The organism is Rhizobium sp. R693 (assembly GCF_002211315.1).
GTDB lineage: Bacteria > Pseudomonadota > Alphaproteobacteria > Rhizobiales > Rhizobiaceae > Rhizobium.
This window is the reverse complement of the sequence record NZ_LOKY01000002.1, coordinates 41,303-66,356: the sequence shown is the minus strand read 5'-3', so window position 1 is coordinate 66,356 and position 25,054 is coordinate 41,303. Positions and strand designations below refer to the sequence as shown.

Annotated in this window: 22 protein-coding genes; 11 read left to right on the top strand and 11 right to left on the bottom strand. The window is 59.4% G+C overall.

The window, feature by feature from the left end; all coding sequences use genetic code 11:
- Positions 1 to 22: 22 nt before the first annotated feature.
- The gene (locus ATY79_RS03090; RefSeq protein WP_088695353.1) at positions 23 to 1,225 is read left to right on the top strand and encodes a pyridoxal phosphate-dependent aminotransferase; all 1,203 of its coding nucleotides are present in this window, start codon (positions 23 to 25) and stop codon (positions 1,223 to 1,225) included.
- Positions 1,226 to 1,362: 137 nt separating this feature from the next.
- Positions 1,363 to 2,517 (top strand): GGDEF domain-containing protein, encoded by a 1,155-nt coding sequence (locus ATY79_RS03085; protein WP_088695354.1) that lies wholly within the window; start codon positions 1,363 to 1,365, stop codon positions 2,515 to 2,517.
- A 20-nt stretch (positions 2,518 to 2,537) separates the two neighbouring features.
- Here ATY79_RS03085 and ATY79_RS03080 read toward each other — a convergent pair whose 3' ends face one another.
- Positions 2,538 to 3,635 (bottom strand): calcium:proton antiporter, encoded by a 1,098-nt coding sequence (locus ATY79_RS03080; protein WP_088695355.1) that lies wholly within the window; start codon positions 3,633 to 3,635, stop codon positions 2,538 to 2,540.
- A 228-nt stretch (positions 3,636 to 3,863) separates the two neighbouring features.
- Here ATY79_RS03080 and ATY79_RS03075 point away from each other — a divergent pair, with 228 nt between their 5' ends.
- Positions 3,864 to 4,145, top strand: a complete 282-nt coding sequence (locus ATY79_RS03075) for a DUF2188 domain-containing protein (protein ID WP_088695356.1) — start codon at positions 3,864 to 3,866, stop codon at positions 4,143 to 4,145.
- Positions 4,146 to 4,173: 28 nt separating this feature from the next.
- Here ATY79_RS03075 and ATY79_RS03070 read toward each other — a convergent pair whose 3' ends face one another.
- Complete coding sequence (locus tag ATY79_RS03070) at positions 4,174 to 5,085, bottom strand: LysR family transcriptional regulator (RefSeq protein WP_088703051.1); 912 nt, start codon at positions 5,083 to 5,085, stop codon at positions 4,174 to 4,176.
- A gap of 93 nt (positions 5,086 to 5,178) precedes the next feature.
- Here ATY79_RS03070 and ATY79_RS03065 point away from each other — a divergent pair, with 93 nt between their 5' ends.
- Entirely contained in the window at positions 5,179 to 6,189 is a 1,011-nt protein-coding gene (locus ATY79_RS03065; RefSeq protein WP_088703050.1) for an NAD(P)H-binding protein, read from the top strand.
- A 46-nt stretch (positions 6,190 to 6,235) separates the two neighbouring features.
- Here the strand turns inward: ATY79_RS03065 and ATY79_RS03060 are convergent, their stop codons facing one another.
- The 5 genes from ATY79_RS03060 to trxB all read right to left on the bottom strand — a co-directional run bounded on the left by ATY79_RS03060 (position 6,236) and on the right by trxB (position 11,164).
- A complete protein-coding gene (locus ATY79_RS03060) occupies positions 6,236 to 7,039 on the bottom strand; it encodes an aminoglycoside phosphotransferase family protein (protein ID WP_088703049.1) in 804 nt (267 codons plus the stop codon).
- 71 nt (positions 7,040 to 7,110) lie between these two features.
- Positions 7,111 to 8,232, bottom strand: a complete 1,122-nt coding sequence (locus ATY79_RS03055; RefSeq protein ID WP_088703048.1) for an alkene reductase — start codon at positions 8,230 to 8,232, stop codon at positions 7,111 to 7,113.
- A gap of 202 nt (positions 8,233 to 8,434) precedes the next feature.
- Complete coding sequence (locus ATY79_RS03050; protein WP_088695360.1) at positions 8,435 to 8,728, bottom strand: metalloregulator ArsR/SmtB family transcription factor; 294 nt, start codon at positions 8,726 to 8,728, stop codon at positions 8,435 to 8,437.
- Positions 8,729 to 9,269: 541 nt separating this feature from the next.
- Positions 9,270 to 10,166 (bottom strand): LysR family transcriptional regulator VtlR, encoded by an 897-nt coding sequence (locus ATY79_RS03045; protein ID WP_007534166.1) that lies wholly within the window; start codon positions 10,164 to 10,166, stop codon positions 9,270 to 9,272.
- A 23-nt stretch (positions 10,167 to 10,189) separates the two neighbouring features.
- Positions 10,190 to 11,164 carry a thioredoxin-disulfide reductase gene (trxB, locus tag ATY79_RS03040; RefSeq protein ID WP_088703047.1) on the bottom strand — a complete coding sequence of 325 codons (975 nt, stop codon included), beginning with the start codon at positions 11,162 to 11,164 and terminating at the stop codon, positions 10,190 to 10,192.
- Positions 11,165 to 11,399: 235 nt separating this feature from the next.
- Between trxB and ATY79_RS03035 the strand changes: the two genes are divergently transcribed.
- From ATY79_RS03035 to ATY79_RS03020, 4 genes are all read left to right on the top strand, one after another.
- Positions 11,400 to 11,867: an Lrp/AsnC family transcriptional regulator gene (locus ATY79_RS03035; protein ID WP_007534169.1), complete on the top strand. Its 468-nt coding sequence runs from the start codon at positions 11,400 to 11,402 to the stop codon at positions 11,865 to 11,867.
- 106 nt (positions 11,868 to 11,973) lie between these two features.
- Complete coding sequence (locus tag ATY79_RS03030; RefSeq protein WP_088695362.1) at positions 11,974 to 12,783, top strand: glycosyltransferase family 2 protein; 810 nt, start codon at positions 11,974 to 11,976, stop codon at positions 12,781 to 12,783.
- Between the two features lie 12 nt (positions 12,784 to 12,795).
- Complete coding sequence (locus ATY79_RS03025; RefSeq protein WP_088703046.1) at positions 12,796 to 13,827, top strand: glycosyltransferase; 1,032 nt, start codon at positions 12,796 to 12,798, stop codon at positions 13,825 to 13,827.
- Positions 13,824 to 14,846, top strand: a complete 1,023-nt coding sequence (locus tag ATY79_RS03020) for a glycosyltransferase (RefSeq protein WP_088695364.1) — start codon at positions 13,824 to 13,826, stop codon at positions 14,844 to 14,846. The genes ATY79_RS03025 and ATY79_RS03020 overlap by 4 nt, the downstream gene beginning before the upstream one ends.
- A 9-nt stretch (positions 14,847 to 14,855) precedes the next feature.
- Here the strand turns inward: ATY79_RS03020 and ATY79_RS03015 are convergent, their stop codons facing one another.
- Positions 14,856 to 15,905 (bottom strand): glycosyltransferase family 4 protein, encoded by a 1,050-nt coding sequence (locus ATY79_RS03015; protein WP_189637282.1) that lies wholly within the window; start codon positions 15,903 to 15,905, stop codon positions 14,856 to 14,858.
- A 31-nt stretch (positions 15,906 to 15,936) separates the two neighbouring features.
- Complete coding sequence (greA, locus tag ATY79_RS03010) at positions 15,937 to 16,413, bottom strand: transcription elongation factor GreA (RefSeq protein ID WP_007534180.1); 477 nt, start codon at positions 16,411 to 16,413, stop codon at positions 15,937 to 15,939.
- Between the two features lie 414 nt (positions 16,414 to 16,827).
- Here greA and ATY79_RS03005 point away from each other — a divergent pair, with 414 nt between their 5' ends.
- Complete coding sequence (locus tag ATY79_RS03005) at positions 16,828 to 17,859, top strand: alpha/beta fold hydrolase (RefSeq protein WP_088695366.1); 1,032 nt, start codon at positions 16,828 to 16,830, stop codon at positions 17,857 to 17,859.
- A gap of 80 nt (positions 17,860 to 17,939) precedes the next feature.
- On the opposite strand, the gene carB is transcribed toward ATY79_RS03005, so the two are convergent.
- On the bottom strand, positions 17,940 to 21,425 hold the full coding sequence (gene carB, locus ATY79_RS03000) for a carbamoyl-phosphate synthase large subunit (protein ID WP_088695367.1): 3,486 nt from the start codon (positions 21,423 to 21,425) through the stop codon (positions 17,940 to 17,942).
- Positions 21,426 to 21,597: 172 nt separating this feature from the next.
- Positions 21,598 to 22,626, bottom strand: a complete 1,029-nt coding sequence (locus ATY79_RS02995) for a zinc-dependent alcohol dehydrogenase family protein (protein ID WP_088695368.1) — start codon at positions 22,624 to 22,626, stop codon at positions 21,598 to 21,600.
- A gap of 221 nt (positions 22,627 to 22,847) precedes the next feature.
- Here ATY79_RS02995 and ATY79_RS02990 point away from each other — a divergent pair, with 221 nt between their 5' ends.
- The gene (locus tag ATY79_RS02990; protein ID WP_088695369.1) at positions 22,848 to 23,960 is read left to right on the top strand and encodes a phosphatase PAP2 family protein; all 1,113 of its coding nucleotides are present in this window, start codon (positions 22,848 to 22,850) and stop codon (positions 23,958 to 23,960) included.
- A gap of 144 nt (positions 23,961 to 24,104) precedes the next feature.
- Positions 24,105 to 25,022 (top strand): neutral zinc metallopeptidase, encoded by a 918-nt coding sequence (locus ATY79_RS02985; protein WP_088703045.1) that lies wholly within the window; start codon positions 24,105 to 24,107, stop codon positions 25,020 to 25,022.
- The last annotated feature ends 32 nt before the right edge of the window (positions 25,023 to 25,054 follow it).

Genomic DNA, 25,054 nt, shown 5'->3' with positions numbered 1-25,054 from the left:
TCAACCGTATAGGACCGATATCATGGCCTTTCTTGCCGATGCTCTTTCCCGTGTGAAGCCTTCAGCCACCATCGCCGTTTCCCAGAAAGCGCGCGAGCTGAAAGCAAAAGGACGCGATGTGATTGGCCTCGGCGCCGGCGAGCCGGATTTCGATACGCCAGACAATATCAAGAAGGCCGCCATCGACGCAATCAACCGCGGCGAGACGAAGTACACGCCGGTTTCCGGGATACCTGAGCTGCGCAAGGCGATCGCCGCGAAGTTCAAGCGCGAGAACGGCCTGGAATACTCCTGGGAGCAGACGATCGTCGGTACCGGCGGCAAGCAGATCCTCTTCAATGCCTTCATGGCGACGCTGAACCCGGGCGATGAAGTCGTCATCCCGGCGCCGTACTGGGTGTCCTACCCGGAAATGGTATCGCTGTGCGGCGGCACGCCTGTCATCGTTTCGGCAACGCAGGAAAACAACTTCAAGCTCCAGGCGGCCGATCTCGACAAGGCGATCACGCCGAAGACGAAGTGGTTCGTCTTCAATTCGCCGTCCAACCCGTCCGGCGCTGCCTATACGCACGACGAGCTGAAGGCGCTGACGGACGTGTTGCTCAAGCATCCGCATGTCTGGGTGCTGACCGACGACATGTACGAGCATCTGACCTATGGCGACTTCAAGTTCGTCACGCCTGTGGAAGTCGAGCCGAAGCTCTACGACCGCACGCTGACGATGAACGGCGTCTCCAAGGCCTATGCCATGACCGGCTGGCGTATCGGCTACGCAGCCGGCCCGCTGCAGCTCATCAAGGCGATGGACATGATCCAGGGCCAGCAGACCTCCGGCGCAACCTCGATTGCCCAGTGGGCCGCCGTCGAAGCGCTGAACGGCACGCAGGATTTCATCCCCGCCAACAAGAAGATCTTCGAAGGCCGCCGTGACCTCGTCGTATCGATGCTGAACCAGGCCAAGGGCATCACATGCCCGTCGCCGGAAGGCGCCTTCTACGTTTATCCGTCCTGCGCCGGCTTGATCGGGAAGACCGCGCCGTCGGGCAAGGTCATCGAGACGGACGAAGACTTCGTGTCTGAGCTTTTGGAGAGCGAAGGCGTTGCCGTCGTTCATGGCTCGGCCTTCGGCCTCGGCCCGAACTTCCGCATCTCCTATGCGACCTCGGAAGCCCTGCTCGAGGAAGCCTGCAAGCGCATTCAGCGCTTCTGCGGCGCCTGCAAGTAAGCCTCCGATCTACCTATTGCTGAAAAAAACCCGTCGGAAACGGCGGGTTCTTTTTTGCAGGCGTGCAATTCAATCTTCGCTAACAACTGTCGCCTATCTGTCGGCCCAACTTCTCTGACTCTGATGTTTTCGGGATCATGACCATTCATCTCGACTTGGCGACCGTTCTCCTGCTGCACCAATGTTCTTTCCTGGTAGGTGCTCTGTGCTTCATTTACATGCGTCTTCAGTCGCGCAGCGGTGAAGGGTTGGGAGCGCTTGCCGCGAGTTACTTCTCACTGGCTTTGGCGTCGGCGCTTGCTGGATTGGGAGAACAACATCTTCTGTCGGTTCCTGTTTGGGGATTCGGCAGCGTTACCTTGGGTGTCACCGGATACGCATTGTTCTGGATCGGCATTCGCGGATTGAGCAGCGGCAAGCAACAGCGCATGGACTGGTGGGCCCTTGCCATTCCGGCCGTTGTGGCGGTCCTTGCGTTCGTGACGCAATTTCATGTCGTGGGTTATATGCGCGGCACCATCGGCAACGGCTTTGCATTTGCGTCGCTTGCAGCATCCGCGATGTGCGTATTGCGAGATCGTGCACGCGAGCGATTGCCGGTCCGGCTCTTGCTTACCATCCCAATCGCGCTTGGCGCGTTGCTGGCCCTGCTCGTGATCGTGGGCCTTCTTGTTCCCGACGTCGCGCCCATGACGCCGATATGGGCCTTCTTCTTGCGCATCATGTGCCAATTCGCAATTGCGCTGTTCGTCATCATCCTTGTCACCGAACGGACCGAAGCGGAATTGCGGTGTGCTGCCGAGACTGACATGCTCACGGGCGTTGGCAACAGGCGCTGGTTCATGTCGCGCATGCCGCGCACGGCGCTCGAGGGCAATGCGCTGTTGTTGATGGATCTCGATTTTTTCAAACAGGTAAACGACCGCTTCGGTCATGATGCCGGTGACGCTGTTCTTGTCTCGTTTGCCAAGGCGATCCGTCGTAACCTGCGGCCTGGCGACAGCTTCGGCCGATTGGGTGGAGAAGAGTTCGGAGCGTACCTGCCAAAGACGGCTGCAAGCAAGGCTCTCGCGATGGCGGAGAGCCTGTGCAATGTCGTACACGGTCTTGCGGTGGAATGTGGTGGCGAACGGATATCGCTGACGGTGAGCATCGGCGTTGCCGCCGTCGGGGAACGCCAGTGCTCACTGACCGATCTGTTCAAAATGGCCGACGCCGCGCTCTATGCCGCAAAGGATTCCGGGCGTGACCGTGCGGTTCTATTCGAGCCGAGCATCCGCGCCGCTGCGTGACGATTTGTTTGTTGAGATCGTCAGAGACCGAGTGCCGACAGCATCAGGAACGTTGCAAAGAGGATGAAATGCGTCATGCCCTCGATGGCGTTGGTTTCGCCGTCGTTGAGGTTGATCGCGGCCGCGATCAGCGTGATCGCCACCATGACCGTCTGGACGGGCGTCATGGCCATGATGAAAGGTTGGCCGGTATAGAGGGCGATCGCCTCCATAACCGGAACCGTGAGGATGACAGTCGAAAGGGAAGCACCCATGGCAATGTTGACGGTCGCCTGCATGCGGTTGCGAAGCGCCGCTCGCAGTGCCGTCAGGATCTCGGGCGCCGCGGAAATCGCCGCCACGACGATGGCGGTCAGGGCGACGGGAGCGTTGGTAGCCCGCAAGCCTTCCGTCATGAAGGCAGACATGAACTCCGCAAGCAGGCCAATGATGACCACACCGATCAGGATCGTCGCGATAGATGCGGCCGTGGACTCCTCGGTCGAGTGCTCCGCCGGATCGGATTTCTTCCGCTCGCTGCGAGGATAGGCATAGCTGAAGAAGTAGCTGTGCTGACCGACCTGCATGCGCAGGAATAAGCCGTAGAGCGCGATCATCGCGACGATGGTGAAGGCGGAATAATAGTGCCATTTATCCGTAGGCACGAATTCCGGGACGATCATCGAGATGCCCATGGCGGTCAGGATCATGACGCCATAGGTCTTGCCCGAATTGTCGTTATATGGCTGTTCTCCGTGTTTCAAACCGCCGAGCAGGGCGGCGAGGCCAAGGATGCCGTTGATGTCGAGCATCAAGGCCGCATAGATCGTGTCGCGAACGAGGGTGGGGGAGCTTTCGCCACTCATCATGATCGCAAGGATGATCACTTCTACGGCAACGGCTGACAGCGTCAGAATCATCGTGCCGTAGGGATCGCCGACCTTGATTGCCAGAATCTCCGCATGATGGGCGACGCGAACGGAGGCAACGACGATGGTGGCGACAAGCGCTGAGGCCGCGATCAGCGCTGCGCCGCGCCCCATCTCAAGGACAGTGTGTTCCGAGAAATACGCGACAGCGGCGACGACCATTGCCAGCATCAAGAACATTTCGTCTTTCAGTCGCGACACGATTTCCACGGAAAGCTCCGACCTTGATTCACCCAGCAAGTCTAAAGCGATGATTTTGCATGGCAAGCGAGCACGGGGAGGAGTGCGTTTGCAGTCTTGGGAATTTAATGGAATACTAACGTATCGGTCAGCCGGAAGCATATCGCGGCGCCCACTCGTCTCTTGCAACGCGGCCCGCGCAGAACTGGATGCAATCCGGTCAGTGTTCGGGCGCGAACAAGAAGAGGAGTGAGATGTATGGTCAAGGTGGTCTACGAGGTCGTTCCTCACGACGGGGGCTGGGCCTACCGGTTGGGCGGTGTCTATTCCGAAGCATTCCCGACACACTCCGAAGCGCTCGAAGCAGCCCGTATCGTTGCGGCCGAACAGCAGGTTGGCGGTGACTCCGCCGAGATCAGCTGGCAGGACGACAAGGGGAAATGGCACGAGGAATACGCCGAAGGTGGTGATCGGCCGGAGACGGAGGTTGTCGATGGCACCTGGAAAAGCCACGCCAGCGAAACCTCGCCCCGCGCATAAGGATGCTGTATCGTTGCCGATGCGATGATCATCCTGCGTGCTTGCGCGCCGTTCCTTTCACATATTTCGTCAGGCCGTCTACCAGCGCGTCGAATGTGACGCGGTAGCGGCGCGCGGTTTTGATTCCTTCATGCATGACGACCCAGGTGTCGAGCGGTATCCGGAAACACTCCGGCAGGACTGGCAACAGATCGGGATCTCGTGCCGCAATACCTATTTGGCAAATTCCGATCCCCAATCCGGCCCGAATTGCTGCGATTTGCGCGTGTGGATTGTCGCTCTTGAAACCGAAGGCGAGGCCATCCGGCAATGGAAAGCGCGCCATCATGGTCCTGATATAGGCGGTCTGCCGGTCAAAACCGACAAGGCGATGGCGGGCGAGATCGGCAATCTGCTGGGGCATGCCGTGTTGATCGAGGTAGCGTCGATGGGCGTGAAAGCCAAGCGGTATCTCTCCGATGCGGCGTCCGATGAGCTGTTCCTGAACCGGTTCTGCCATCCTTACGGCAATATCCGCCTCCCGATTGAGAAGGTCCTCGATGGCGTCCGATGCCGAGAGCTCGATGTTGAGGTCCGGATGCGCCGCTATGAGAGGTGCGAGTATGGGCGGCAGTATCTCGACACCGATGACCTCGCTGGCGCTTATCCGGACGGTACCGGCAACCCGCTCCCGATGTCCCGACGCAGTTCGTAGCAGAGCGGCAGATGTCGCCGCGAGCGTTTGGGCGTACGGCTTCAATTCAAGGGCCGCGTCCGTGGGCAAAAGACCGTTCGGCGAGCGGACGAAGAGCTGCGAGCCGATTGCTTCCTCCAGCGCGTCGATGTGCCGTCCGACCGTCGGCTGTGTCAGGCCAAGCTCGCGCGCTGCCGCCGAAAGCGATCCGTGTTCCAGGACGGCCAGCAGCGTTCGATAGAAATGCCAGTCCGGGTCTCTATTCATACATTAATGTATAGCTACACCACGATTTTAGTCAATTTTGTTTAGACGGGAGTGGTGGCATGATCGGTTCAGTTCAAAGAGACGGAGATCATCATGACGGAACAGAGTGGACAGATTGCCTTGGTGCTAGGGGCAACCGGCGGGATCGGAGGCGAAGTCGCCCGGACGCTCGCGGCGCGCGGTTGGCAGGTGAGGGCGCTGAACCGGGATGCAGCAAAGGCCCGCGTGAAAGCGCCAGACTTCGATTGGGTTCAAGGCGACGCGATGAACGCGCGGGATCTCATGACCGCAGCGAAAGGTGTCAGCATCATCGTTCACGCGGTCAATCCGCCGGGTTACCGCGATTGGGAAAAGCTCGTTCTCCCGATGCTCGACAACACCATTGCTGCCGCACGTTCCGTCGGTGCGCGCGTAATTCTGCCGGGCACAGTCTATAATTTCGGACCGGATGCCTTTCCGGTTCTTCGGGAAGACAGCCCGCAACATCCCGTAACGAAGAAGGGAGCGATACGCGTCGAAATGGAAAGGCGGCTGGAGATTGCCTCGCGGGCTGGTCTGCGGGTCATTATCGTTCGTGCAGGCGATTTCTTTGGACCCGGGGCGGCAAACAACTGGTTCTCGCAAGGTATGGTCACGCCGGGGAAACCGCTGACCACCGTCAAGAATCCGGCGCGGCGAGGTATCGGGCACCAATGGGCTTATCTGCCTGATGTCGCGGAAACGATGGTCCGTCTCGTCGAATGCGGTGACCGCCTGCCATCGTTTGCCGTTTATCACCTGGACGGATTCTGGGACGTCGATGGTTATCAGATGGTGGACGCCATCAAACGGGTGGCTGGCCACCGACTAAAGACACAGGCTTTTCCCTGGTGGGTGGTGCCGCTCGCGGCTCCCTTCGTTACCTTCATGCACGAGTTGAAGGAGATGCGTTACCTCTGGCGGGAGCCGTTGCGGATGTCGAACGACCGATTGGTCGCCGAGCTCGGCAGCGAGCCACATACACAAATCGACGAGGCTGTTCGTGCCTCGTTGGTCTCGCTCGGTTGCCTGCCGGCGACCGGCCGGGAGGTCGAAGGTCGCGTTTCGGTGCCAGCGGCCCATTAGTACGGGTTTTGAAGTTCGCGCATTCGGCCTCGTGGCGTCCTTGATGTCAGGTGCGCTGTAGCTCGGCCAGTGCGATGCGTGCGACGGCAAGCGGGCTTTCGGCTTGAACGGTCGATCCATCGCCGAGAAACCAGGCGGCCGACAGGCCGGAATAAGCAACAATCCATTGAAGCAGTCGTTTCGGCTGGAGGCGAGCCTCGGTAGCGACGATCCCAAGCTGCCTCTGCAGGCGACCGGGAGCGTTTATTGTCGGAAGGTCTTCGTTGGCGAAGATATTGGCGTAGTCAAAGCCGCGTTCGCCGATAAGGCCTTTCGGGTCGATCGCCAGCCAGCCGTGCTCTTTGAAATCAAGGATGTTGCTGTGGTGAATGTCCCCATGCAGGACGACGGGATCGTCCTGGTCTGCCAGCAGTGTTTCGGCAATCGCATTGCACTGAACCAGTATGCCGCCATGGACGCTCGCCGCCGGCGCGAGGTCGCGAAACCAGCGGGTCAGCGGAATGAGCTCCGGCTTGGGTTGCTCGCGTGGCGCGTGAAGCTTTGCGACAGTGCTGCAAATGATGCGGGTTGCCGTATCGTCCGCGCCATCCATTGCCATCGCCAGAAGCGAGCGCCGGCCCATCGCGCGTTCGAGCAGAACGGCTTCGCCGTCGTGCGCGTAGACCCTTGCGGCACCGATGCCGTCCCACCACTGCATCAGGGCGCCTCCCGCGCGCTCTGCCTCGTCCCTGGAGATTTTCAGCATCGCGGGCCTGTCGTCCCAAAGGATGGGCAACAGGTGGCTGGAATGGGTGATGATCGGTTCACCGTCGACAGTCAGTCGCCAGCGCTTGAGATGCGATTCGAACATGGTGTCATGCTAACCACGCACTCGAAAAAGAAAATCCCGCCGGATGGCGGGATCTCCTTGGTAGATATGGCTCAGGCCGCCTTCTCTTGCGTCGGATAGTCGACGTATCCGGTCGCGCCGCCGCCATAAAGGGTTGCTTGGTCAAGGCCCGCGAGCGGCGTGTTGTCCTTGAGGCGCTGGACGAGGTCCGGATTGGAGATGAACGGTTTGCCGAACGCAACGAGGTCGGCGCGGCCGCTTTCCACGGCGTCGATTGCCATGTCACGGTCATAGCCGTTATTGACCATCCAGCTCGCCTTTCCACTAGCCTTCTCGTAGGCGTCGCGAAGCGCCTTGTAGTCGAAGGGCTTGTCGCCTTGCTGATAGTTGCGATCGCCGCCGGTCGCACCTTCCACGACGTGGATATAGGTGAGATCATACTTTGCCAGACCTTCGACCACATAGGTGAAGATCGACTGTGCATCCGGGTCGGAGGAGTCGTTTGCCGGCGTCACGGGTGAAATCCGAATGCCGGTGCGGCGAGCGCCGATCTCGGCGGTGATGGCGTCGACGACTTCGAAGAGGAAACGTGCGCGGTTTTCGACCGAGCCGCCATATTGATCCGTGCGGTCGTTGATGCCGGAGCGTAGGAACTGGTCAATCAGATAGCCGTTTGCGGCGTGGATCTCGACGCCGTCGAAACCAGCTTCGATCGCGGCGCGCGCTGCCTTGCGATAGTCTTCGACAATGCCTGGGATTTCCGAAGTTTCGAGGGCACGCGGCTCAGAGGTCGGGGCGAAGCTTCCCGTACCATCCGGATTGACGAGATAGGTCTTGGATTTGGCGGCCGTATTCGTCGAGGAGACCGGCTTGCCGCCGTTCGGCTGCAGCGTCGTATGCGAGATACGGCCGACGTGCCACATCTGAACGACAATCTTGCTGCCCGCCGCATGCACGGCGTCAGTCACTCGCTTCCAGCCGTCGATGGCTTCCTTAGAGTAGAGACCGGGAACGTCTGCGTAGCCCTGGCCCTGATGCGTAATGGCCGTTGCCTCAGTCACGATCAGCCCAGCTCCCGACCGCTGGCGGTAGTATTCGACGTTGAGGTCGTTCGGAACGGCGCCCGGCGATCGGTTACGCGTAAGCGGCGCCATCACAATGTGATTCTTGATGGCAATATCGCCAACGTTTGTCGGTTCGAAAAGCTTGCTCATGGGAGTCCTTTCTTAGTGCTGGGAGATCACTCGGCCGAGGCGGACGTGCCTGCCATTCGGCGAAGGGATAGGTGAGGGCGGTTGCCACACGCCCGATCAACGGCAGAGGCCGCAAGCGGTGCTGCCCGGTCGTGGTTTCGTACACACGGTGCCGAGCAGCACGAGCGCGCTCGGACAACGCATCGCAATGGCAACCAGCATCCTACAGATCCTTCGAGAGTTGATTGAGGAAAGCCGCGATGGTTTCTTCGTTGCGCTTGTAGAAGATCCATTGGCCGACGCGCCTTGTCGTTACGAGGCCTGCTCGGCTCAACGTCCCGAGATGTGCTGACACAGTCGATTGAGAGAGGCCGCAGCGCTCGAACTGGCTGGCGCATATGCCCATCTCAAGCGGATGCTCCTGCGAGGAGAAGTGATCCTCGGGATTCTTCAGCCAATTCAGGATCTCCATCCGTGTCGGGTGGGCTATCGCCTTCAGGATTTCGTCTTTGTCCATCGTCGTTCGTCGAACTATAAATCGTTTCTAGGCGATATATGGATTGGCCATTCTCGATATGCAAGTCACGACGGCGTGAATTGTTATTGTTTCCGGCGTGGCTAAATTTTGGGCAAAAAAAGAGGGCCACCGAAAGATCGGGGCCCTTTAAAGGTGTGAAGGTCAATAAACCTCCAGAGGGGAACAGCTAACGCGGTGGCACTGGGAGAGAAGCCACGAAATGCATCAGCTGAGTGGGATATGATGCTTTGAGAGGCAGATTGCAATGCATGTTTGCGCATGCCTGCTATGCGCTGCACAATTTTCTGCTGCAGTGCGAAAAAAACGGGCAAAAAAAGAGGGCCGCCGAAAGATCGGGGCCCTTATAGGTGTGAAGGTCAAAACCTCCAGAGGGGAACAGCTAATGCGGTGGAACTGGGAGGAAAAGCCACCGTGTGCATCAGCTATAAGCGATATGGTGTTTTAATGAGCAGACGGCAACCCCAATTTATGCATGCCAGACATGCATGCATTGCAAGGCTTGTATTTCTGGGCTGGACAACTAAAAGTTCCAGTTGCGCGCCTTGCTGACAATGAAGTCCCGGAAAGCCTTCAGTTTGGCGGCATTCTTCATTTCGTCGGGATAGCAGAAGTAGGTGTCAAACGAGGGCACGTCCGCGTTGATTGGCAGCTGGATGAGGCCAGGGTCGCGTCCAACAATATAGTCAGGCATGCAGGCGATGCCCATCCCAAGCAGGCAGGCGCGCTTGATCGAGGTCTGGCTGTTGATCTGCAGATGCGGGATGCGCTTGTTATCGGACGAGCGTCCAGCGACCTCAAGCCAGTTGACGTCAAGCAGATAGCTCGGTGCCGGTTCGCCGAATGTGATGATGCGATGGTTGTCGAGGTCTTCGACCGTCTGTGGCTCGCCATGGCGGTTGATGTAGGAGGGGGCCGCATAGACGTGCATGTGAACGGTGAACAGCTTGCGCTGGATCAGATCGGACTGCACCGGCTGACGTAGACGGATGGCGCAATCCGCGTAACGCATGTTGACGTCGACTTCCTCGTTGTCGAGGATCAGCTGGATCTGGACGTCCGGATAGAGCTGCATGAACTCCTGGATCTTGTCCGTCAGCCACCCTTGGCCGAGGCCGACCGTCGTGGTGACGCGCAGCTTTCCGGTCGGCGTCTCCGTCGTTTCGGTCAGCTGCATCTTCACGGTTTCGAGCTTCAGCAGCACGTCGTGAGCGGTGCGATAGAGCAGTTCGCCCTGTTCCGTCAGGATCAGACCGCGCGCATGGCGGTGGAAGAGCTTGGTGCCGACATCCTGCTCTAGCGCGCTTACCTGGCGGCTGATCGCGGACTGAGATAGGTGCAGTTTATCCGCAGCGTGCGTGAAAGAACCCGCTTCGGCAGCCGCGTGAAAGATACGCAGCTTGTCCCAATCCAATGGCATTCCACCACCCCTCATAGCCGATCCTACTCCGCGGCCACGGCAACGGGCATATGACCCGTCAGATATCGTTCGGCTTCGAGAGCTGCCATGCATCCCATGCCGGCGGCGGTTATCGCCTGGCGGAACGTATCGTCGGTCACGTCACCTGCGGCATAAACACCTTCGAGGCTGGTCGCCGTCGAATCCGGTGCGGTCCAGAGATAGCCATTGTCCTTCAGCTTCAGCTTGCCCTTGAAGAGCTCAGTCGCCGGAGCGTGGCCGATTGCAACAAAGACGCCGTCGACCGCAACCTCGGTGATTGCACCCGTGCGCGTGTCGCGCAGGCGAGCGCCCGTAACGGACGGCGGCATTGGCGGCTTGGACGGCGTGCCGGTGATTTCCGCGACCTCGGTGTTCCAGAGGACTTTTATGTTTTCCTTCGAGAACAGACGTTCCTGAAGGATTTTCTCCGAACGGAAGCCGTCGCGACGATGCACGACCGTCACCGACTTGGCGATGTTCGAGAGGTAGAGGGCTTCCTCCACAGCACTGTTGCCGCCGCCGACGACGATGACGTCCTTGTTCCGATAGAAGAAGCCGTCGCAGGTCGCGCAAGCCGAGACGCCGAAGCCTTGGAAATGTTGCTCACTCTCGATCCCCAGCCACTTCGCCTTGGCGCCGGTCGCGATGATCAGCGTATCGGCTGTCCAGACCTGACCGGTATCCGTGCGGGCCACGAACGGGCGCTGGTTCATCTCGACTTCGGTGACGATGTCGTTGACGATCTCCGCTCCGACATGCTTTGCCTGCTGGAGCATCTGATCCATAAGCCATGGTCCCTGTATGGGATCGGCAAAGCCCGGATAGTTCTCCACATCGGTAGTGATCATCAGCTGTCCGCCTTGCTCCATGCCGGCGATCAGAACTGGCTTCAGCATTGCACGGGCTGCATAGACGGCAGCCGTGTAGCCGGCAGGGCCGGAGCCGATAATGAGCACCTTGGTGTGGCGGGCGGACATGGGTATTTCCTTTCGACTGTCAGGAGAGCGGCGGCTAAGAGGCGAATGAGGCCGTTTCGCGATCCATTCGCCATTTATGAACGTCCAGTGCTTTTATTCAAGGGCAGCCTTGCGTTACCAACAAGGCTTTCTCGGGCGCGCTGTGCAACGATCCATCGCTGAGTTGAAACTTTCTTGCGAATTCCGTCGCTTTATATAGAAGCTGGCGATCACGAATTAAAGGAAGGGCAGGATTGTGCTTCGCGCCGAACTCGATGCCATCGATATAAAGATACTGCGTGAGCTGCAGGCAGACGGACGGATGACCAATGTCGAGCTCGCCGACCGCGTCGGCATTTCGGCACCGCCTTGCCTTCGCCGGGTGCGAAAGCTCGAAGAGACGGGCGTCATCGAAGGCTATCACGCGATGCTGAACAGCCCGAAGCTCGGCTTCGATCTTGTTGCCTTCTGCATGGTTGGCCTCAAGCATCAGTCGGAGGCCAACCTCAAGGCCTTCGCGGCGGCGACGGCGCAGTGGCCTCTGGTGCGTCAGGCCTGGATGGTTTCAGGAGACAGCGACTTCCTTCTGCATTGTGTGGCAGAGAACCTGACGCGCTTCCAGGACTTCGTTATCGAGGTGCTGACGGCGAACGAGCACGTCGATACCGTCCGGACGATGCTGACGATCAGACAGGTTAAGCGCGTGGGCTTGGTCGAAGTCTGAGCGGCCAAAGAGCAGCAAGCAATGCTCTATGAATGAAACGGCTTATGCCTTAATGAAGGCGCTTTGCTAGCCGTTTTGCCACGAAAGAAGACACGAAGCTCGTTCAATGTCCAAGTTGCCTATTTCCGCGTTCATCATTTGCTTGAACGAAGAAGCGTACCTCGGCAATTGCATCGAGAGCCTGGATAAGTGCGCGGAGATTGTGGTCGTTGACTCTGGTTCGACGGACGGCACCGTTGCCCTGCTGCAATCCTACATCGACAAGGGATGGCCGATCCGGTTGTTTCACGAGAGGTGGCGTGGCTACGCGGGGCAGAAGCAATTTGCGCTTGATCAGTGCACGCAGCCCTGGCGCTTGAATATTGATTCCGATGAACGGCTCGATGCGCCGTTGAGAAAGCTTTTGCCAGAGCTTATTGCCGCTTCAGACGATATCGTTGGCTGGCGTGTAGCGCGCCGCCCCTATCTGATCGGCTACGGTTATACGCCCGAGCATGTGCACGAGCGGAAGAACCTACGGCTCATCCGCAAAGGCAGAGGCGCTTATGATCTCACGCAAACTGTTCACGAAGGCATCGTGCCGACCGGGCGGGTTCAGGATGCCCCATCGGGGAGCCTGCTTCACTACCGGCCACTGGTCATCGACGAGCAAATCCTCAAGGAGAACAAATACTCGACCTTGAAGGCTGACCAGCACTTCGCCTTGGGCGAGGGTACAACCTTTGTCAGGCTAATTTTCAGTCCGTTGCTCTATTTCTGGCGTCTGTATTTTCACAACGGCCTGTGGCGCTGCGGACAATCGGGCTTTATCGAGGCAATGACTGGCGCGGTCTACGCGTTTCTCACGCAGGCGAAGTTGTATCAGCGCAGGGCCGCGGAGCGGCATCCGAGCTTTGACGACGCAGGAAGACACTAAGGTTCCATCGCGATGAAGGTAATGCATATTCATTTCGGCAAGGAGGGTGGTGCCGAGCGTTTCTTTGTCAACCTCGTCAACGCGCTCCACGATCGTGACATCGAGCAACGCGCGCTCATTCGCCCCGATCGCAGCTGGCGCAAGGATATAGAAAAATGCGGCGAGGTTTATGAGGGGACGTTTCGGCGCATTTCGCTCTCGCGCTTTATCTTATCGGCGCGCATGCGCGCCATCCTGAATGAATTTCAGCCAGATGTGATCATGTCGTGGCAATTGCGCGCGAGCCGTTTCATGCCGCGGTACAAGAACGCTCGGCGCATTTCGCGGCTCGGAGATTATCCGGAGCACCTCGGCTACTATCGCAATTCCGAAACGCTCATTTGTATTACGCCCGATATCGCCAAGCGGGTACGCGAACTCGGCTGGACGCGCGGCGTTGAAGTCATTGCAAATTTCACCCGCTCGGCTCCAAGCGAGCCAATTGCTCGGGAAGCACTGCAAACACCTGCCGATGCCTTCGTCGTCATCGGCATGGGGCGCTTCGTAAAGCGGAAGGGCTTCGATGTGCTGATCAAGGCCATCGCAAAGACACAGGGCGCATTTCTGTGGCTGCTGGGCGATGGGCCAGAGCGCGAGAATCTTGAAAAACTTACTGATGAGCTCGGCTTGCGAGACCGTGTTCGATTTGCGGGATGGCAGATCAACGCCTATGCGTATCTTGCGTCCGCCGATGTCTTTACAGTGACCTCGCTGCACGAGCCGCTTGGGAACGTGTGCCTTGAAGGGTGGGGCGCCGGCAAGCCTACGATTGGTTCTCGCGCCGAGGGGCCGAGCTGGGTGATGACGGACGGCAAGGACGCGCTGATGGTCGATTGCGGCGATGTCGATGGGCTTGCGAATGCGATCGCGCGCGTTCGCGACGATCCGGCCCTGCGCACCTCGTTGATCAAAGGCGGCCAAGACACCCTTGCGAACCGTTTCTCCGAGGAAGCGATCACGCAGGCTTACATCCGTTTGTTCGAAACCGGGAAGAGCGAACCGTGAGGGTGATGCATTTCCACTTTGGCAAGGATGGCGGAGCCGAGCGGTTCTTCGTGCATCTTGTCAACGCTTTGGCCCTGCGCGGTGTCGAGCAGAGCGCGGTCATCCGGCCCGATCGGATCTGGCGCAAGGATCTACCGGCTTCAGTCGGGATTTATGAAAGCAACTTCCGCAACCTGTCGCTGGATCGGATTCTCCTGCCGCTGAGAGTTGCTCGTGAGGCCCGACGGGTTCGGCCAGATGCGATCATGGCCTGGGCACCTCGCGCGAGCGAACTGATGCCTGACCACAAGGGATGCATCAAGATCTCCAGGCTGGGGGATTATCCGACCAATCTCAGCTATTTCAAAAACTCCGACATTCTCGTCTGCAACACGCCTGGCATTGCCGAACATGTGCGCGAGCTGGGCTGGACGAGGGGAGTCGAGGTGATCTCGAACTTCACGAGCACTGGGCAAGTGCCCCCGGTCGATCGTGCGACGTTCGACACGCCAGCGGATGCGCCCGTCGTGATGTCAATGGGCCGTTTCGTGCCGCGCAAGGAGTTCGCGCTGCTGACGGCGGCGGTTGCGAAGCTTCCGGGCGTCTATTTGTGGCTGGCGGGCGAAGGCGAGGAACTGGAGAACGTCAAGAAGGTTGCGGCGGATCTTGGCGTGACGGACAGGGTGCGTTTTCTCGGCTGGCAGAAGGACACGCGACCGTTCGTGGCGGCTGCCGATATCTTCGTCATGCCGTCAAACCACGAGCCGCTTGGCAATGTCATTCTGGAGGCCTGGGCGCAGGGCAAGCCCGTCGTTTCCAGCCACTCCGAAGGCCCTTCCTGGTTCATGCGGGATGGCGACAATGGGCTTCTCGTTGATATCGGGAATACTGATGGGTTCTCGCAGGCCATCGAAAGGCTAATCGACAATCCGGTGCTCGCCGCAAAGGTTGCCGCGGGTGGGCGCGAAACGCTGATGAAGCAGTTCTCCGAAGAAGCGATTGCCAACGCCTATCTTGAGCTTTTCAGGCGCAAACCTTGAGGCTGTCGCTCAAAGCGACTGGTAGACCGCGCTGAGCTTTCGAGCTTCACCTTCAATGCTGAAGGCAGCGGCTGTGTGGGCGCGCGCGCGAACCGAGGCCTGCTGGCGGCGGTTTTCGTTGTCCATGAAGAGACCGGAGGTTTGAACCATTGCATCGAGATCGTCGCGCGGGACGATAACGCCGGTTTCGTCGGCGCCCGTTACCAGCAGTTCCGGGAATGCGCCGACGTCGGTGGCGACAACAGGGACGGCCGTTGCCATCGCTTCGAGCGGCGTCAGACCAAAACCTTCCCAGCGCTGCGGCGCAATGAAGAGGTCGAGCGTTCGGTACCAATCGTTGATATTGGTGTGTTCGCCGACGAAAAGAATACGCTCGACCAGGCCGGCTGTAGCGACACGCGCTTTCAGTTCCTTCTCGAACTCGGCGTGCTGGGCTGTTGCGCGTCCGGCAACAATGGCGATCCAATCCGGCCGGGTTGGCAGCAGGCGGATCATGCCGTCGACAAAAAGATCCGTGCCCTTCTGATGGCGCACGCGGCCGAAGCAGCCGACGATCTTCTTCGTGGCATCGAGACCAAGCAACTGTTTGGCAATTACCTTGTCATCAGCCGGCGAGAAGCGGGTCGTATCTATTCCGTGCAGCACGACCGTGTTCGGGACTTCCAGATAGTTCGCCGTCTTACCGCTGGTTGCGATGACGGCATCCATTCTGGAGATCAGCCATTTGGTCCAGCCGGTGTGGCGGCGCTGAGAGGCTGACGTGAAGACGATCTTCAACGGCATGCGCAGGATATCGCGCATCAGAATGGCAGGCAGCATCTCGATGTTGCGACGGGCGTGCCATATGCGAAAGCGCTTGCCACGCGGCGGCTGCCATAGCTTCAACAAGTCACGAAAGTGGATATGCGGCAGGGATGCCGGAAGGCCCGGTCCAAGAGCGGCAATCTTCTCGCCGAGTGCGCGCTGGACCGGAATCAACTGAATGATGGTTGAGGTGACGCCGGAGAGCCGCTTTTTGAAGTTCGGCGCAATAATCTCGACGTCACTAACGTTGACGATAGCCGGTTGGCCGAGACCGTCCACGGATCAATCAGCCCCAGGAAATGGAAAGGACTTCGTAGGCCTTGGAGCCGCCGGGCGCATTGACTTCGATGGAGTCGCCGACTTCCTTGCCGATCAGTGCACGAGCGATCGGGGACGAGATGGAAATTCGCCCGGCCTTAACGTCGGCTTCTTGATCGCCAACGATCTGATAGGTCTTTTCTTCTTCGGTGTCCTCGTCGACGAGTTTCACCCTGGCGCCGAACTTGATCTTGTCACCGGACATCTTCGACAGGTCGATGACTTCGGCGCGCGCAGTCAGGTCTTCGAGCTCGCTGATCCGGCCTTCGTTGTGGCTTTGGGCTTCCTTGGCGGCATGGTATTCGGCATTTTCCGAAAGGTCACCATGCGCGCGGGCTTCGGCGATCGCCTCGATGATCCGGGGACGCTCCTCCTGCTGACGCCAGCGCAGTTCTTCCTGCAGCTTGACGAAACCACCCTGCGTCATCGGTACCTTATCAACCATTTTTTTGTCCTTCACTCCCCGCATCCGCTTAGCCGCGGACACAAAAGAAAACAGGTCCCGAAGGGGAACTTCGGAACCGTGCAACAATCCTAACTTTTCTCCTTATAGCAGATCGCCACCGCTGATTTCCATAAAATTCGTATCGCTACTCGAAGGCGCGCTGTTTGCGACTGTAAACCCGGGCAATCTGACTTTTGGGGACTGAAACCCATAGTGAATAGAGGATGGTAGGTTCTGAATGTAGAGCATTACCGCTGTCAGCTACAGCAGGCGGAGCCAAGGCTGGTGATCTCAACGGGCCGCGGCATTGTTTGCGCTCTCGGGTTGCGGTCGAGCGTTGGCGTCTTCGGGTTGAATCTGTAAGCTGATACGATCGTCCTAGGCGGTATGGGCTGGTTGGCGCAGGAGGGGAAGATGAGCGACAACTATATCATCAGTGCCAGAAAGCGGTCCGGCGATGCATTAATTGCCGAACCTGGACCGATTAAATTTCTGAAGGTACCTGCTGCGCTCGACAGCTACGATGCGCGCCAGGCAGTCTCCAGCGCGAAGGACTGGGTCGCGGAGGTGCAGGGGCTTGCGGATGGGGACGAAAACCCGAACTCGATCGGTCCGCGCGGCGATGTGCTCATCTTCGTGCACGGCTACAACAACGACATTCCGACGGTTTTAAAACGCATCAGGCAGCTTCGCGCCGACATGCGCGCGGAAGGCTGGCATGGCGAGATCGTGGCCTTCGACTGGCCGAGCGACAATCAGACACTGAACTATCTGGAGGACCGATCGGATGCCGCCGCTGTCGCAAGCGAGCTTGTGGCCAAGGGTATTCGTCTCCTGAAGCAGAGCCAGCAGACAGGCTGCGAAACCAATGTGCATCTGCTTGGTCATTCCACCGGCTGCTATGTGATCATGGACGCCTTTGCACAATCGGACAAACAGGGCGATCTTTTCAAGGCAGACTGGCGCATCGGCCAGGTGGCGTTTATTGGTGGCGATGTCTCTACCGACAGCCTATCGCTTGCGAGCGATTGGAACCAGCCGATGTTCCGCCGGATCATGCGGCTCACCAACTATTCCAACCCCTTTGATTCCGTGCTTGCCGTTTCCAACGCGAAGAGGCTCGGTGTCGCGCCCCGCGTCGGTCGTGTCGGACTGCCGGCGTCCGTCAACGCCAAGGCGGTGGATGTCAATTGCGGTGAATATTTCAAGACGGTCGATCCAGCTTCGCAGCCGCAGATTGGTTCATGGACCCACTCATGGCACATCGGCAATCGGGTTTTTGCCCGCGACCTTGCCATGACGCTGGAAGGTGCGATCGATCGCCACGCCATTCCGACGCGGCGTGAAGAAGGGGGTAAGCTCATTTTGCAGGATCGGCCGCGACCGGCCTTTCAGGATGCCTGGAACGTCAAGGCGGACGCGCAGGATGCGAGGGCGCGAATCTAACGATTTCGACGCCGCAAGAAGAAAGGCCGGCGCTGATGGCGCGCCGGCAGCCGGCGCTGATGGCGCGCCGGCCTTATTTATCAGAAGTAGCTCTGCAGCGGACGAACTTCGAGGTTGCCGGCTCGTAGTGCCTTGATCGCCTGGGCGGCTGCCTCAGCGCCGGCCATGGTGGTGTAGTAGGGGACCTTCTGCATCAGCGTTGCACGACGCAGCGACTTAGAGTCCGAGATCGCCTTGTTGCCGTCGGTGGTGTTGATCACCAGTTGGACCTGGCGGTTGCGGATGGCGTCCTCGATATGCGGGCGACCTTCCAGAACCTTGTTGACCTTCGTCGCGGTGATCCCGTTTTCGGCCAGGAAACGCTGCGTGCCGCCGGTCGCCAGCACCTTGAAGCCTTCGCCGACGAGAACGCGGATCGCAGGCAGAACGCCTGCCTTGTCCGCATCGCGGACGGAAACAAAGACGGTGCCTTCACGCGGCAGCTCAACGCCCGCCCCGAGCTGCGACTTGGCGAAGGCTAGCGCAAAATCGGTGTCGAGGCCGATGACTTCACCGGTCGAACGCATTTCCGGGCCGAGCAGGGTATCGACGCCCGGGAAGCGCGCAAACGGGAAGACGGCTTCCTTGACGGCAATATGCTTGAGCGCGCGCGGATCCGGCTTTTCGCCGTAGGCGGCAAAAGTGGCGTCCAGCTTCTCGCCTGCCATGACGCGCGCGGCGATTTTGGCAATCGGAGCCCCAATCGTCTTTGCGACGAAGGGCACGGTTCGCGATGCGCGCGGGTTCACTTCGAGCACATAGACGGTGCCGTCCTTGATGGCGAACTGTACGTTCATCAGACCGCCGACGTTCAGGGCCTTGGCCATGGCCTTCGCCTGACGCTCCAGCTCGTCGATCAGCTCCTTTGAGAGCGACCGCGGTGGCAGCGAGCAGGCGCTGTCACCGGAGTGAATGCCAGCTTCCTCGATATGCTCCATGATGCCGGCGACATAGACGTCATCGCCGTCGCAGAGGCAGTCGACGTCGACTTCGATGGCGTTGGTCAGGTAGCTGTCGAAAAGCAGCGGGTTCTTGCCGAGCAGCGTGTTGATCTGGCCCGTCTTGTCGTTCGGATAGCGCTGCTTGATGTCTTCAGGCACGAGTTCCGGAACCGTGTCCAGCAGATAGGTCTGCAACTGGCTTTCGGCGTGGATGATCTGCATGGCGCGACCGCCCAGAACGTAGGACGGACGCACGACTAGCGGGAAGCCGATTTCGGCGGCGACAAGGCGGGCTTGCTCGACCGAGTAAGCGATGCCGTTGTTCGGCTGGTTGAGATCGAGCTTCATCAGAAGCTTCTGGAAGCGGTCGCGGTCTTCGGCGAGGTCGATCATATCAGGTGCGGTGCCGAGGATCGGGATGCCATTCTTCTCGAGCGCTTCGGCAAGCTTCAGCGGCGTCTGGCCGCCGAACTGGACGATGACGCCGACGACTTCGCCCTTTTCCTGCTCGGCGCGCAGGATCTCGATCACGTCTTCGGCCGTTAGCGGCTCAAAATAGAGCCGGTCTGAAGTGTCGTAGTCTGTTGAGACCGTTTCCGGGTTGCAGTTGATCATGATCGCTTCATAACCGGCATCCTTCAGCGCGAAGGCGGCATGGCAGCAGCAATAGTCGAACTCGATGCCCTGACCGATACGGTTCGGACCGCCACCGAGGATGACGACCTTCTTGCGGTCGGAAACCTGGGCTTCGGAGCGCAGCGCGCCGACGAAGGGCGTTTCGTAGGTCGAGTACATGTAGGCGGTTGGCGAGGCGAACTCGGCAGCGCAGGTGTCGATGCGCTTGAAGACCGGACGGACGTTCAGGCTGTTGCGGAGCTCGGCGATTTCCTTCGGGCGCTTGCCCGTCAACGTGGCGAGGCGGGCGTCGGAGAAGCCCATGGCTTTCAGCATGCGCAGGTTCGCGGCGTCGGTCGGAAGACCATGTTCGCGGATGCGGGCTTCCATGTCGACGATCGACTTGAACTGGGCGATGAACCACGGGTCGATCTTGGAGCCTTCGTGTACCTCTTCCGGGCTCATGCCGGTGCGAAGCGCCTGGGCGACCATGCGCAGACGGTCGGGTGTCGGCGTGCCGATTGCGGCTCGGATTGCGTTCTGGCTGGATTCGCCTTCCTCAACATCCGGAATTTCGATCTCGTCGAGACCGGTGAGGCCGGTTTCCAGACCGCGAAGTGCCTTCTGCAGCGATTCGGCGAAGGTGCGGCCGATTGCCATGACTTCGCCGACAGACTTCATCGCGGTGGTGAGCACCGGCGAGGCGCCAGGGAACTTCTCGAAGGCAAAGCGCGGGATCTTGGTGACGACATAGTCGATCGACGGCTCGAACGACGCTGGCGTTGCGCCGCCGGTGATGTCGTTTTCCAGTTCGTCCAGCGTGTAGCCGATGGCGAGCTTGGCGGCGACCTTGGCGATGGGAAAGCCGGTGGCCTTCGAGGCGAGGGCGGACGAGCGCGAAACGCGGGGGTTCATTTCGATGACGACGAGGCGGCCATCCGCTGGGTTGACGGCGAACTGCACGTTCGAGCCGCCGGTTTCGACGCCGATCTCGCGCAGCACCGCGATCGAGGCGTTACGCATGATCTGGTATTCCTTGTCGGTCAGCGTTAGCGCAGGCGCAACGGTGATCGAGTCGCCCGTATGGACGCCCATCGGGTCGATGTTCTCGATCGAGCAGATGATGATGCAGTTGTCCGCCTTGTCGCGGACGACTTCCATCTCGTACTCTTTCCAACCAAGCACCGACTCTTCGATCAGAACTTCGGTGGTCGGCGAGGCGTCGAGGCCGCTGTTGACGATCTCGAAGAATTCCGAGCGGTTGTAGGCAATGCCGCCGCCGGTGCCGCCGAGCGTGAAGGACGGGCGGATGATAGCCGGCAGGCCAACGTGATCAAGCGCCTGTGCGCCGATTGCCATGGCGTGTGCCATGTAGCGCTGCTTGCGGTCGCTCTCTCCGAGGTTCCAGTGGTTTTCCAGCTCGTCGAGCGCCCTGTCGAGCTCGGCGCCTGAGAGGCTCTCGCGCAGCTTGGCGCGCTCGGCTTCATGGGTCTTGCGGTCGGCGTCCTTGATGTCGGTGGCGTTTGCCAGCATCGAGCGCGGGGTTTCGAGGCCGATCTTTGCCATCGCCTCGCGGAAGAGGGCGCGATCCTCTGCCTTGTCAATGGCGGCGGGCTTCGCGCCAATCATCTCGACATTGTATCGATCGAGAACGCCCATGCGTTTCAGCGACAAGGCGGTGTTAAGTGCCGTCTGCCCACCCATGGTCGGCAGCAGCGCATCGGGCCGTTCCTTGGCGATGATCTTGGCGACGACCTCAGGAGTGATCGGCTCGACATAGGTGGCGTCGGCAAGACCCGGGTCGGTCATGATCGTTGCCGGGTTGGAGTTGACGAGGATGACGCGGTAGCCTTCCTCTTTCAGCGCCTTGCAGGCCTGGGTGCCGGAGTAGTCGAATTCACAAGCCTGGCCAATGACGATCGGTCCCGCGCCGATGATGAGGATCGATTTGATATCTTGGCGCTTCGGCATGGGCTTTTTTCCGTTTCCTAGCTGCGCAGAAAGCCGGCCAGGGTGGGAGGCACCGGCCGGGTCGCGCATGTGATGGTCTTTTCAGGCTAGAAGCGGCTTATAGGCAAATGTATTTGTAAACGGAACCCCATAAATTGCGGAATCGACAGGAATTGGCAGAGCTTGCGAGAGCCTAGTCGATACCCGGTACGACAAGCGCCCTGATCTCGCCCCTGCGGGCGGGGTTGGAGATGGCTTCGACTGCCGCCTCGAGGCCGATTCGACGGGAGATCAGCGGCTCGACCTTGATGGTTCCTGACGCGATGAGATCGGCGGCTCGCCGGTGCGTGAACGGATTGATAAACGAGCTTGTAAGCTTGATCTCTCGAAAGAGGAGATCGAACGGTTCGATCTCGACTTTCACACCCTGCGGCATGACCCCGAGGATGATGACCGTGCCACCGCGACGCGCGAGGCCCGGCGCTTGCTCGATCGTCTCGGCAACGCCAGCGCATTCGATCACGACGTCGCCGCCGCCGGGCAGCAAGCCGTTTGCCGCCGTCAGCTGTGCGACGATGTCCCCAATCGAGGGGTCCGCGCTGGCGGTCGCGCCGAGCTTCTCGGCGAGCACGCGCTTCTCCTCGCTGCGAGTCGCGAGGACGACGTTGGTCGCTCCCGCGAGCCGGGCCAGCTGGACGACGAGCAAACCGATCACGCCGCCACCGAGCACGATGACGGAAGAGCCGGTGCGAATTTCGGCCAGGTCGACTCCGTGGATGCAGCAGGCAAGCGGCTCGCAAAAGGCGCCGTAGAGGGGAGGCAGCGTGTCGGGCAGCTCGAAGGCCTGCTGCTGCGGGATGCAGACATACTCTGCAAAGCCGCCGTCGCGATGGATGCCGATCGCCTGCAGGTTATGGCAGAGATTGACACGGCCGCGCTGGCATTCGGGGCAGCGACCGCAGACAATATTCGGATCGCCGGTGACACGCATGCCTTCGCGAAAGCCGCTGACACCGTCACCTACCTTTTCGATGATCCCGGCGAACTCGTGGCCGAGCGTGACCGGGGACTTGGATGGAAACTCTCCGAGGAACAGATGGCGATCGGTGCCGCAAATACCGCAGGCCTCCACGCGAACAAGCAATTCACCGTGAGCTGGTTCTGGCCGCTCCATCTCACGCAAGGCCAGCTTTCCGGGCCTTTCGAGCCGCACTGCTTTCATCGCCTGTCTCCTCTCAGACTTCCTTGCGCAAAGAGGCCCGATCGCCGGTCCTTCGTCAAGGAGCCCGGCTTTGGAAGTGCTCGTTGCCTTGCACGAAGAAAATATTCGTTCTGGCTCGTGTTTTTAACTGCGCTGGTTCGTAAAAATTAATAATTAGGGTGCTTTCTATTTGTCATCGCATACCGGAGGGCGGATTGCTTGCGGGGCGTCTTGAATCAACAATGGCTAATCGCGACAAAAAACTTACAAATCTCAGAGGTTGGTCTTTCGAGTTGCTGTCGCATGTTTGCGCTCGGGTCGGAGCGGACTGCTGGCTCTATTTGGCGGTTGCAGCCTATTTCGCAATCGGTGTCGTGTTGTTGGCCACATATGGTCACGCCGAGATAGCGTCCTACGCGCTATACTTCGACCAATGGACCTATCTTTTCCTGTTTCTGATGCCACTTATGGCCGCGATCTTTGACTACGCGTGGATTTTGCTTCGTTTTGAAGGGAAACGGTCGCTCGCTGCGCGAAGGACATTCTCGCCCCACAGGTTGGCTCATCTTCTTTCCGGCATGTTGCTGCTGATGGCGCTTATGGTCTTTCAGGGCACGTTCACGTCAATTAAGAATCTGTTGCCGATCATTCGAGGCGGCTTTCTCTACGATGAGGGACTCGCAAAGATCGATGCACTGCTGTCGTTTGGCCCGGATCCGTGGAAAATCCCGCCGTCGATTGCCGGGCACGCTGCGATCGTCAAGATTGTGGACTGGAATTACAGCGTATTGTGGTTCGTGGTTTGCTTCGGAGCGCTTTTCTACGTGGCAACCTCGCCGCGGGCTAGGTCGGTGCGCGTCCGCTATGTCTGCATGTTCATGTTTGTTTGGGTGGTCTGTGGAAACATCTTTGCCGGAATCTTCATATCCGCTGGGCCGGTCTTCTACAGCGCAGCAACCGGCGACAGCCAGCGCTTTGCAGAACTGGCGAACTTCCTGGCATCGCCTGATGGTCCCACGACAGCGAGCATGTTTCAGCATTACCTATGGTCGCTTCACGAGCACGGATCGTCTGGACTCGGCTCGGGCATCTCGGCGTTCCCGAGCGTACATGTTGGGCTGATCGCCCTGAATGCTTTTTTCGCTGCAGAGGTCTCGCGCAGGCTGGGGATCATCGCCTTTGGTTACACGGCATTTGTGATAGCAAGCTCCGTTTATCTCGGTTGGCACTACGCGATTGATGGCTATGCGTCGCTGCTTATCGTTGGGTCAGGCCATTTTGCTCTCAAGACGCTGATGGATCGCGAATCGAGATCGGTCTCGGACACTCGACAGGTTAGCGCCGCAACCGCCTAATGGACTGAGCAGAACCGAACCTCGGGCCAGATTGTTCGATCGTTCTCTGCCAACAACAGCTCCCTCGGGTAACTGGAATTTCCTGATTGCCGGGATATATACATTACCCTGTAACGACCGAAGGTTTAGCTCGAGGGAGCAGTCATGGAATGGAAAGGCCGGCGTCAGTCCGACAACATCGAGGATCGTCGTGGCGATCCTTCCATGGGCGGATTGGGCAGAGGTGGAGGCTTCAGTTTTCCATCCGGTGGCGGCATGGGCCGGCGTGGCGGTGGCTTGAGCATCGGCACGATCATCTTCCTCGTCGTCATCTACCTTATCTTCAAGGCCATGGGCATCGACCTGCTGCAGGTCCTTGACGGCGGCATGACCACCGGCGGACCGGGCTACGAGCAGAACGAATCGGGAGGCCAGACACCCGCCAACGACGAAATGACTGCATTCGTTCGCACCGTGCTTGCCGAGACTGAGGACACCTGGAACGGGATCTTCCAGTCCATGGGCCGTCAGTACGAAGAGCCTCGCCTCGTCCTCTTTTCCGGGCAGACGCAGTCTGCCTGCGGCTTTGCCTCGGCGGCGACCGGTCCCTTCTACTGCCCGAGCGACCACAAGGTCTATCTCGACACGGCCTTCTTCAGCCAGCTCAGCCGCCAATTCGGCGCCTCCGGCGATTTCGCCGAAGCCTACGTCGTTGCGCATGAAGTCGGCCATCACGTTCAGAACCTGCTGGGCATCCTGCCGAAATTCAACCAGGCACGTCAGCGGATGAGCGAGGCGGAGGCTAACAAGATGTCCGTTCGCGTCGAACTGCAGGCTGATTGTCTTGCCGGCATCTGGGGTAAGTTCACTGATCAGAAGGGCATTCTCGAAGCCGGCGATCTTGAGGAGGCGTTGAACGCAGCCCAGCAAATTGGCGATGACACGCTGCAGAAGCGCAGTCAGGGCTACGTGGTGCCTGAGAGTTTCAACCACGGTACCTCGGAGCAGCGGGCGCGGTGGTTCAAGCGCGGCTTCGACAGCGGGCAGCTGACCGCCTGCGATACGCTGTCAGGGCCTGTGTGATCTGAAGCAGCCTCTCCGTGCGGAGAGGCTGG